The sequence below is a fragment of the Trichothermofontia sp. genome, assembly GCF_053493415.1.
In genome coordinates, this window is the sequence record NZ_JBRCAD010000081.1 from 18,989 (window position 1) to 29,274 (window position 10,286).

Sequence of the window (10,286 nt, forward strand, 5' to 3'; positions counted from 1 at the left end):
GCCTTTGTGTTTCTTGGCGCGCTTGGTGCCTTGGGGGGTAGCAGCCACGAGATGGCTAACCCCAATCGGATTGCCTAACTGAAAGGCCCTTAAACCGCGATCGGGGTCACATTGGCCGTCCGCGTCAACTGTTTAGCCAGCTCCGACTCCTGCCAGGTTTGGCCATCCAGGGCCATCTGTTCAATCAAACTGGCCAAGCGCAGGGCCTTGAGGGCCTGTTCACCACCCACTGACGGTTGATTGCCCCCCCGCACACAGCCCACAAAATGTTCCAACTCCGCGTGGAGCGGCTCAATGTTGCTGGTGTAGACCTTTTCGATCAAGCCATCCTGGCGGTAGAGTACCTGACCATAATCGGTCATATAGTTGGCCGTCGTTTGGCGATGGATCAGAATCTCATTATTGAGAAAATCCGCTTCCGTGAGCGAATTCTTGCAATGGGCCGCAATCCGGCGAATCTTGCGATGGGTCACCTTGCTCGATGTCAACGTTGCCACAATCCCATTGGCAAACCCCAACGTCGCTGTCACATAGTCCAGATAACCAGAACTAGAGGTGCCGCTGCCACTGGCCGTGAGCTTGACCACCGGAGCCGCCGCCAACTCAATCATCAGGTCAATGTCATGGATCATGAGATCCAGCACCACCGACACATCATTGGCGCGATCGGAATAGGGACTCATGCGATGGGCTTCCAGGGCCAGCAATTCCTCCGTTTTGAGCACCTTGCTCAATTCCTGGAATGCCGGGTTAAACCGCTCAATATGCCCCACTTGTAAAATACAGTGGTACTCTGCTGCCGCATTCACCAGGGACTCGGCCTCGGCAATACTGGCGGCGATCGGCTTCTCAATCAGGACATGGACCCCCTGCTGCAAACAGGTCATGCCCACCGCATGGTGTAGCCGCGTTGGCACCGCAATGCACACCGCATCCACATGGGGCAACAGATCGCGATAGTCCTCGAAGAATCGAACCCGATATTTACTGGCGGTGTTAATCCCGCGCTCCATATTGATGTCGGACACGCCGACCAGTTCCACATCCTTGAGCAGACTCAGCACACGGGTATGATGTTGGCCCATATTGCCCACACCAATTACCCCAATCCGAATTGGTTCAGGCTGGGTGCGCTGCATCTGAGTCTCCAAATGCGCTAATCCTCTTCGATTTTGCACTCCTGTATCTCCTCCACCACGGCTATGCAGCCAATAAGCATAAGTGCGACCTCAAACCATCCAGATAGTAACATAGCGGTCCCATCTGTAAAGAATTTCTAAGCACACGATCGGTTCCCGATAAGTATGCAAAGACGGGGCGAGGGAGAGGGGGACTGCCGCTTGGGCCTTTTATTGGCATTTCTTCAGATCCGGGTGGGTTTGGGGCTGGGGTCCCCTTCTATACTAGGAAGGTATTCCTAGTGATCGGTTGCCACGATCGTCGGCGTAGCGCCGGGTGAACGCTTATGAAACACACACTTTCTGTCCTGGTTGAAGATGAGGCGGGGGTCTTATCCCGCATTGCGGCTTTGTTTGCCCGTCGGGGCTTCAATATCGAAAGTTTGGCCGTGGGGCCAGCGGAACAACTGGGGGTTTCCCGCATTACGATGGTAGTCCCTGGCGATGATCAGGTGATTGAGCAACTGACGAAGCAACTGTATAAGCTGATCAATGTGCTCAAGGTTCAAGATGTGACCGAAGTCCCCTGTGTAGAACGGGAGTTAATGCTGGTTAAGGTGAATGCCCCCAGCACCAGCCGCACCGAGGTTTTGGAAATTGCCCAGATTTTCCGGGCGCGGGCCGTTGATGTGTCTGACGACTCGGTGATCCTGGAAGTTGTGGGTGATCCGGGCAAGATGGTGGCGATCGTGCAAATGTTGCAGAAGTTTGGGATTCGCGAAATCGCCCGCACCGGCAAGATCGTCCTGACACGGGAGTCTGGCGTCAACACCGAGTTACTGAAGTCACTCGAAGCCCGTCTCGGCAGCGCGAAGGTGTAAGGTAGGGCCAAACAGCCCTTCCGGGTTGGCCTGAGGTGCCGGGTTGGTGTTCGTTTGATATCCTGAGGCAGTTTCCTCTGACCGCTGGCCCTATTGCCCGCCGGAACGTTCTATGCCCAGTGTGTCGCGATCGCAGTTTTTACGCCAATTCCTGCTGGGGAGTGGCAGTGTGTTGCTCCTAGCCAACTGTCAGGTGCGTTTGCCCCGCCAAACCCATGCCGCATCGGGGGTAACCTTGGTCATTGCCACTGATCCGGTTTTTCCCCCTTTCCAGTGGCGGACCAGCGAAGGGGACCTCCAGGGTTTTGACATTGACCTCATGCGGTTAATTGGCCAAGCGGCTGGGGTCAATATTCGCTTTCAAAGTTTACCCCTCGATCGCATGGTGCCTGCCCTGAACTTGGGGGTGGCGGATGCGGCCATGAGTGCCATTTTGATTACGGCGGAAGCCCTAGAGCAAGTTACGTTCTCTCGCCCCTACTTTCGCACCGGATTGACGATCGCCCACCGCCAGAGCGACCCAGACTTCAACACGCCAGAGCGTCTTAAGGGGAAGCGCATTGCGGTCCAACGGCATAGCTGGGCAGCGAAGTGGATTGAATCCTGGTCAGATAGCCGCATTTTCCTATCGGGCAGTGTGGAGTTAGCGTTGGCCGCCCTCGTTAAGCAGGAGGTGGATGGGGTTGTTCATGAAGCACCCATTCTCCAGTTTTTCATTCAGCAGCAAGGACTCACGGAGATCACGGTGGCCCGCCCGTGGTTAACGGAGGCATTTTATGGCATTGCTGTACCTAAGACATCGCCCACCGTTGCGATCGTGAACCAAGCCCTCGCTACCTTGATTGAGGATGGCAGCTATAACGCTCTTTATCAACGCTGGTTCCAGGGCATTGCGCCTGATTTACCGGAGGTTGTTCCCCTCAGTAGTTATCCAACCTAATGGCTGAATCGGGGAATCGGCAAGTGGATGTGCTGGCCTAGGATTCACCAGAGGTGGATGTGGAAGCGGCTGGCGATCGCCCGCAATGGGGAATCGTATCCCCTAGTGAAATCCAGCCCCAATGAATTTGAGTACACTGAGATGATGGCAGTGGCAGGGGCGTTGGGAAAGTGGGGAGATTCGCTGTGAAAAGGAGCATTGAAAATTGAAAATGGTCAACACCCTACCCATATCCAAAAACTTGGTAACCGATGCCTGGGTTGCATCTACCTGGGAAGCATACACCCGACTAGCGAGTGATCCAAAGTACGAAGCAGGACGGTGCTACTATGATGACGGGTGGATGAGGATTGAAATGGCTGCATTAGGCCCCTTGCACGGGCGCGAAAATTCCATTGTCTCAACCTTGGTCGTTTTGTTTACAACCTTAAAAAGTATCCGGAGTGCAGAGCTAACCAACACAACCTTTCGCAAGCAAGGCATCCAAGATTGTCAGCCAGATATTGCGTTTTACCTTGGTTCAACATTTCGGCTTCCGCCCTTAGAGAATGCGCCAATTGATGTGAATGAGTATGGTACACCGCAACTGACGATCGAAATTGCTTCAACTACGTTAAGTGATGATTTGGGACGTAAGCGATTGTTATATGAACGATTCGGGGTGCAGGAATACTGGGTAGTGGATGTCAATGTGGCAGCCGTTTTTGCCTTTGCAGTGGCAGACGGCGGCAGTAAGCAGATTCAAGAGTCGCAGGTGCTACCGGGATTGGCTATGGCGCTGGTGGAAGAGGCGCTGAAGCGCAGTCAAACGCAGGAGGATGGCGAAATTAACCGCTGGTTGTTACAGGTGTTTAATGACTAGAACCGGACTACGATCGTTCTGAACAGGGAGCCAAAACCATTGGTGTGCTTCATGTGCAAGTGAATTTGAGGACACTGGGATTATTGCAGCAGAGAGGTAAGGATGGTTACGACAAGGTTGACCTTAGCGGACTATTTGGCTCTGGAAGATACTTTTGAAGGGCAGCGAGAGTTTGTGGGTGGAGAAATCATTAACATGCCACCCGAAAGTAATCTTAATGCATTGATTTCTGTGTTTTTACTCGTATCGCTGTCAAGATTGGTGCCAATAAGGTGGCTTCGGCATAAGGATGTTGAGATTATTGTAGCGGGGCGAGTGCGAATGCCGGATCTGATGATCCTAGGAGAAGATCTCGCGGCAGTGTTGCTAACATCGGGGCGTAGCACGATTACGGTGGAGATGCCGGCCCCCTTACTGGTGGTGGAGGTGGTGTCTCCCGGTAAGGCGAATGAGGATCGGGATTATCGGTTTAAGCGGTCTGAATATGCTGCACGTGGGATTCCAGAGTATTGGATTATTGATCCAACCAGGGCAACGGTGCTGGTGCTGCTGCTGGTGGATGGGTTGTATGAAGCGATCGAGTATGTTGGGGGCGATCGTATTCAATCGTCGCTCTTGCCGGAACTGAACCTGACGGTTGAACAACTCTTAAATGCCGGGAACCCGTCATAATTGCTGTTAGGGCAACGATCGCACCATAGAGTGGGTAGTTTAGTTTGCGGGAGCATCCCAGATTTGCAAATTTGCCCTCATCCCCCAACCCCTTCTCCCAAAATGGGCGAAGGGGAGTGAGATTCAAAGTCCCTCTCCCCCTCTGGGAGAGGGATTTAGGGTGAGGGTTACGAAAGTGGGATGCACCCTAGTTTGCTCCCTCGCAGAGTCTAAATCGTAAGCTATGAAAGATTTAAAATTCTATAATCAAAAATTCTCAAAGCTGAACGTCAGTCGCTCTCATGGTACAGCACCTCATAAGCCCACTTTATTATTATCAGTCCTTGAACTCATCTCACAGGGAACAATCCAGCAAAATCGCATTGATCTCTCTCCTGAGCTAATTGCTACTTTTTTGAAATATTGGACGCATTTAGTTTCCACTGATCATCACTCCAACATTGCGCTACCATTTTTTCACCTCACGGGTGATGGTTTCTGGCACCTTGCCCCCAATCCTGGTTTTGAAGCTGTGATTAGATCGAGAGTAAAAGTTAGAACTTTCAAGGCTTTAGAAGATGCCGTTAGCTATGCCTATTTCGATAATGAGTTATTTGAGCTACTACAAACTGAACCAGCGCGAACTCAGTTGATTAATACTTTAATCCAGACTTGGTTTGGAAAGAAATCGCAGGAAATTAAGGCTCTTTATAATGTTGATGAGTTTAAGGCTATTCAACTAAAGTTATTTGACCAAGGCGGTCTAGTTTATAGGACTGAGGATCTCAAAGACGAGGATCGGACTTTTGTCAGAAGTGCTGCCTTTCGTCGAATTGTTGTTTCGCTATATGAACAACGTTGTGCTTTTTGCCGGTTAAAAATAATTAGTTCAGATAGTCAGAATATTGTGGATGGCTCCCATATTAAGCCATTCTCCCAGTTTCGTGACGATCGCTTTATCAATGGTATTGCCCTTTGCAAAAATCACCATTGGGCTTTCGATCGCGGTTGGTTTGGGATTAGTGATGATTACCGGATTATTATTCCCCGCGATCGCTTTTCTGAGGAAGCGCCTGTGGCTAGCAAATCCATGCACGATTTTGCGGATGAGTTGATTCACTTACCCAGCCGTTCCGAATACTATCCGAGTCTCGAATCGCTCCAGTGGCACCGGCATTTTTGGAAACTTGCCTAGGGTTGCTCATCCATGTAAAGGGCTTTGAACGTTGCCGAGGCGTCAGGATTGATAGTTGCCAGTGCCTTCATGATGTTCAAAACGGTCTCCGAGTTGGGATCACGGACTTCATTAACCCAGCGGTAGATATTTGATCGTCCAATACCCATCTCTGCCGCCAGTTGGGTCTGGCTAATGCTGTAAGTTGCTAATACCTTTCCCAAGGCTCGTCCTGCTTTACCCATGTTCCTAAAGCAGTCATACCAACGACTGTAGTCCATAAGGACGATCCAAAAACTCTTTCAGATAGGCGCTAGGGCTGATTGGCACAACAGATGACAAAAATGAGTCATCCTGCGTATGCAAGCTAAAATCTTTAAGAACTTTTCTAAGACTAAAGTCACTGTAGGCCATCAAGCAAATCCCTGACGCAATCTCTATTTTATTGATAAACCCCTTCAGGAGAACGCAGAGCAGCGTTGGGTGACAAAGGCAAGGTGGGCGGGGCTGGCGATACCGGCCTGGAGGGTGGACAATACGGCGGCGAGATCCCCAGCGAGGAGGCGATCGCGGGCTAACCAAAGACCGGGAAACTGTTGGCTCTGGAGGATGCCCGCCGCATCGGGGGACAGCGCTTGATAGGTTGCATCCACCAGGTAGAACCAATCGATCGTTTGACTGTAGGTGCGCCAGACGATGTATTCCTGGACGCCATTGCGACGGTAGACGCGCAGTTTGTCATGTAAATCGTAGGAGGCACTGCTGGCGGCAATTTCAACGACGAGTTCTGGCGCACCTTCAATGTAATCATCTGGGCTAATCCAGGATTGCCCACCAGTTTCCAATCGGAGAACGGCATCAGGTTGGGGTTCGTTGTCGGCATCTAGGCGCACGGTGGGATTGTCGTAACAGGCAACACCGGGGGTAGCAGCGCGATATACCCCAAGCCACGTCATCAAGTCGGCATGAGGCTGGCTGTGAGTGACGCGAACGGGGGAACTCACGTAGACGACTCCTTCAATCAGTTCGGCTTTTTTGAGGTGGGGCATGGCATTATACCGCTGCTCGAATTCGGCGCGGGTGAGGCGATCGCCATTTTCCAAGGGGGGCAGCTTCACAAATTGTTCGGTCGTCATAGGGCGGGGGGCGACGGGGTTGCCTGTATTCTAACAAGGTGGATTGGGTGGGAATGTGTTGCTCTCTCGTTTGTTTCCATCGCGATCGCGCTTTGAGACTGAGTATTCACTTCTCCTGCGCCATATCCGTCGCGAGGGCCTGATGCTATAGGCTATTCCCTGGCTCTGAACTGAAGTCATCGGGGAGTTCTTCTAAAGTAACCTCCAGCACCTGGCAGAGGGTTTTGACCTGGGAGATGGTCAAGCTGGCAATGCTGATCCCCCGTTCCCAATTGCTGACGGTTTTGCTGCTGACCCCAATCATCCGGGCTAAACCCTCCTGAGAGAGTCCGGCTTTCTCTCTCAAGGTCTTGAGGGTTGCTGGTGGGGATGACTCAGGCTGGCGTAACGGCATATAGAAATTATTTTCTAGAAATAGGTTGACAAGGGCGCTTCTTTTCTAGAAACTATTTTCTAGTTTGATTCCAGAATTGGCTGAAAACACCGGGAAGGCACTTCTGAACAGTGTCTCACCCTGCTTTGCGCTGTTTCACATTATTTCATTATGATGAAGTGGAAAAGGCGATCTATAACTGACTGATCGCCGCTTATGTCAATTTTGCATAATATTCTGCCAAGGCAGCTTCAGCGATCGTCGTAAGTTCAGCTTTGTCTGCTTCGGTGAGGCTTTTCCAAAGAGCAGAATCAAACTTTAGCAAGGTAAGTTCTTTGAGGCGACGGATAAATTTCCGCCGTTCAAATTTTTCAAAAGGCATCGAGAGTAGGATAGATTCAATGTCGTGATCGCTGAGTTCGGTAATTCGTTCCATCCGACTTCCTTGCTTTTCACTAAGCTGCCCATTCTGTAATCGTTGCAGGTAAAAATTTCTGAAGAAATGAACTAACTCTGCAACTTTAACTTTTCCACTAGCATCTGCAAGGTGTAATAAGCCCAGTAAAAGAACAGGTTTATAGGAATATTTCATGTCCATTTCTCGAACAAACTTAAAAAATTTATTTTTGATGTTGTCTTTGTTAACAGGTGTGATATTGAATCGCTTTCGGATTTCATCAAGACGATCTTTCCTAAAGTAATAGCAAGTTTTTATCCCAATTGGAATTGTGTGATCAGGAACTAGCTGTCCAGTGGAAACCCACCGTTTTACTACATTGTCAGCAACACCTAGCTCAGCTTCTAATTCACGAGTCTGATACATATCTTTAACTTCATCTTGCCACCGAAAAATATCGATGACTTCATATTTATCAATCCATAGATGCAGCTCTAATACAACTGACGGTTTCTCACCTTTGGCATAGGTTTCTGCTTCTTCATCAAGCATTTCATTAGGGGCTGCAACGAGTGCACCAGGACGATAGTGGGGATTTTTGAACAGGCGGTGAACGTTGAGTGCTTGAGTATAGCGGCTGGTATTATCAATAAAATCAAACACCAACAAGTATTCTTTCCCCGGAGCAGTGCGGGTACCGCGTCCAAGTTGCTGAACATAGACAACCTTACTAAGAGTTGGACGTGCCATCAGCAGAACCTCAGTTTCAGGCGAGTCCCAACCTTCGTTGAGAATATCACAGGCACAAAGAACATGGATTTTACCAGTATGGTAGTCTTCTAGGATCTGGTCTCTTTCCCTGTCTGCTATTCGTCCAGAAACGTGAGCAGCTTTGACATTTTTCTGATTAAAAAGCTCCGCCATTCGTTCAGCATGAGCTACATCAATGCAGAAACAAACAGCCCGCTTGCCGAGTGTATGATTATAGTAAGTATCTACGATTAGGCGATCGCGATCAGGTATTTTCAAAGTATGACCTAGATCACTACTGCGGTAATCGACCCCATTAAATCTTACTTTCGTCAGATCAATGTTGGTCTTGACACGAATACAACGAATTGGGACTAATAATCCGCGCTGAATCGCCTCCTCTAATTCAAGTCGATGGGCACAGTTTTGAAAGATTTCTGTTAACGATTGTCCATCATGACGTTCAGGTGTTGCTGTTAATCCAAGAATAAATTGTGCACGAAAGTAACTAATTACTTTGCGGTAAGTTTCTGCGGCTGAATGGTGGCATTCGTCAATAATGATATAGCCAAATTCACACTCATCAAATTGATCTAATGAATCTGAAATCGCCTGAACTGTAGATAACACAATGTGAGTGTCTGGTTTACCCTTCTTCTTCTGATAAATAGCAGAATTTACCTCAGCCCAAAGTTCAGAAAATCTCTCCTGAGTCTGGGTAACTAAAGTCTTTCGATGGGCCAGATAAAGAGTTCTAAGGCCCAATTTATGAGCATGGGAAATGGCAACATGGGTTTTCCCTGTGCCTGTTGCATGGGTTAGTAGAGTAATTCCTTTGCCTTCATTTCGCAATTTCTCCAGTTGGTTCAGTGCATCCAGTTGATGTTCTTTTAGTGAAATCTCTCCAACTTCTTGTTTCGGCAAAAAGCCATCTAGCGTTCCCTGTGCGATTTCTTTTTCTAAAAAAAGCAGAAGCTGCTCCTGGATGTGTTCTCGCTCAGTTTCCAGTTGAATATCCGTCCAACGGTAGACTTTCCATCCCTGGTAGATTAAACTATTCTGGCGTAATAATTGATCACGATAAATTTGAGAAGTAACCATTGCTCCATCAGGTGCGTGCCATACTTCACCATCAATTTCAAAAGCATACTTGCCTAGCCGAGACACAAATGCAAAATCAATGAAACGCCCGTTATTATAAATATCCTTTACAGGATATTGAGGAATTAGTAATTGAGTGCGCTCAAATCCTAAAACTTCTTGAAAAATATCAACAAATAAATCTTCGCTGGTGCTACTTTTGGCCGATCTTTCTTGACTGATTTGAGATGGGATGGGATCGAGACTATCCATAGAAGAACTAGGTGGGTATTGATATTTCAACATTCACGGTTTGTACTAAAACCGTCTGATAATTCGTTCAGTGGCACACCCAAAGCCTCACAGAGTGCTTTCAGTGAAGTGCAACACCTAGCCTAACTGGCGCATCCTCTTCGAGAAAAACCCTTGGATCATCACTCGCGCGATCGAATCCTTTCTTCAACCAACCAAACCGGGGGTGAAAAGTCTCATGACGCGAAAAAACGAGTGCTTGCCTAGTATCGATTGGCCCCCCTGCCAAGCTCATTTGTTGAACCATAGGATACGATTTAAGGATTTATGTACTAGATTATCCTAACCCTGATAAGATGCGACAACTAATTGCTATGCTTACACATGAGTTTCATCCTTTTTGTTTTCCTTTATCCTTGGCTAATAACCACTAGATATAGTGCCACCAAACCGGATTAATAGCCACTGTGACCCTAATTAGAGAGTAGGACGTTAGGCATATTAAGATAGCGACAGCTTCATGTTTCTTTATGCAACCACTTGGAGCGAATCCATTGCCCAAGCCAGCCAGCAAAGCCAGGTCGGCAAACGCCTGCCCACTGCCTTCTACATCCACCTCAGCGCCCTCCCCCATCTCCCCGCCGCCCTCCAGGCGATCGAACACCATGCCAG

Annotated in this window: 12 protein-coding genes; 6 read left to right on the forward strand and 6 right to left on the reverse strand. The window is 48.9% G+C overall.

Annotated elements, in window-relative coordinates:
* Positions 1-89 precede the first annotated feature (89 nt).
* Positions 90-1,139: a Gfo/Idh/MocA family oxidoreductase gene (locus ACWIUF_RS06910; protein WP_448571551.1), complete on the reverse strand. Its 1,050-nt coding sequence runs from the start codon at positions 1,137-1,139 to the stop codon at positions 90-92.
* A 326-nt stretch (positions 1,140-1,465) separates the two neighbouring features.
* On the opposite strand from ACWIUF_RS06910, the gene ilvN reads away from it, so the two are divergent.
* From ilvN to ACWIUF_RS06940, 6 genes are all read left to right on the forward strand, one after another.
* The gene (gene ilvN, locus ACWIUF_RS06915; RefSeq protein WP_448571552.1) at positions 1,466-1,999 is read left to right on the forward strand and encodes an acetolactate synthase small subunit; all 534 of its coding nucleotides are present in this window, start codon (positions 1,466-1,468) and stop codon (positions 1,997-1,999) included.
* 112 nt (positions 2,000-2,111) lie between these two features.
* Complete coding sequence (locus tag ACWIUF_RS06920) at positions 2,112-2,939, forward strand: substrate-binding periplasmic protein (protein WP_448571553.1); 828 nt, start codon at positions 2,112-2,114, stop codon at positions 2,937-2,939.
* 57 nt (positions 2,940-2,996) lie between these two features.
* Positions 2,997-3,128 carry a hypothetical protein gene (locus ACWIUF_RS06925; RefSeq protein ID WP_448571554.1) on the forward strand — a complete coding sequence of 44 codons (132 nt, stop codon included), beginning with the start codon at positions 2,997-2,999 and terminating at the stop codon, positions 3,126-3,128.
* Between the two features lie 22 nt (positions 3,129-3,150).
* On the forward strand, positions 3,151-3,801 hold the full coding sequence (locus tag ACWIUF_RS06930; RefSeq protein ID WP_448571555.1) for a Uma2 family endonuclease: 651 nt from the start codon (positions 3,151-3,153) through the stop codon (positions 3,799-3,801).
* 102 nt (positions 3,802-3,903) lie between these two features.
* A complete protein-coding gene (locus ACWIUF_RS06935) occupies positions 3,904-4,473 on the forward strand; it encodes a Uma2 family endonuclease (RefSeq protein ID WP_448571556.1) in 570 nt (189 codons plus the stop codon).
* Positions 4,474-4,696: 223 nt separating this feature from the next.
* Complete coding sequence (locus ACWIUF_RS06940) at positions 4,697-5,647, forward strand: HNH endonuclease (protein WP_448571557.1); 951 nt, start codon at positions 4,697-4,699, stop codon at positions 5,645-5,647.
* Here ACWIUF_RS06940 and ACWIUF_RS06945 read toward each other — a convergent pair.
* From ACWIUF_RS06945 to ACWIUF_RS06965, 5 genes are all read right to left on the reverse strand, one after another.
* The gene (locus ACWIUF_RS06945; RefSeq protein ID WP_448571558.1) at positions 5,644-5,907 is read right to left on the reverse strand and encodes a helix-turn-helix domain-containing protein; all 264 of its coding nucleotides are present in this window, start codon (positions 5,905-5,907) and stop codon (positions 5,644-5,646) included. The genes ACWIUF_RS06940 and ACWIUF_RS06945 overlap by 4 nt on opposite strands.
* A 177-nt stretch (positions 5,908-6,084) precedes the next feature.
* Positions 6,085-6,762 carry a Uma2 family endonuclease gene (locus ACWIUF_RS06950; RefSeq protein WP_448571559.1) on the reverse strand — a complete coding sequence of 226 codons (678 nt, stop codon included), beginning with the start codon at positions 6,760-6,762 and terminating at the stop codon, positions 6,085-6,087.
* A 145-nt stretch (positions 6,763-6,907) separates the two neighbouring features.
* Positions 6,908-7,156, reverse strand: a complete 249-nt coding sequence (locus tag ACWIUF_RS06955; protein WP_448571560.1) for a helix-turn-helix transcriptional regulator — start codon at positions 7,154-7,156, stop codon at positions 6,908-6,910.
* 193 nt (positions 7,157-7,349) lie between these two features.
* Positions 7,350-9,635, reverse strand: a complete 2,286-nt coding sequence (locus ACWIUF_RS06960; protein WP_448571561.1) for a DEAD/DEAH box helicase family protein — start codon at positions 9,633-9,635, stop codon at positions 7,350-7,352.
* 100 nt (positions 9,636-9,735) lie between these two features.
* Positions 9,736-9,921: a DUF4007 family protein gene (locus tag ACWIUF_RS06965; protein WP_448571562.1), complete on the reverse strand. Its 186-nt coding sequence runs from the start codon at positions 9,919-9,921 to the stop codon at positions 9,736-9,738.
* Positions 9,922-10,286: the final 365 nt, after the last annotated feature.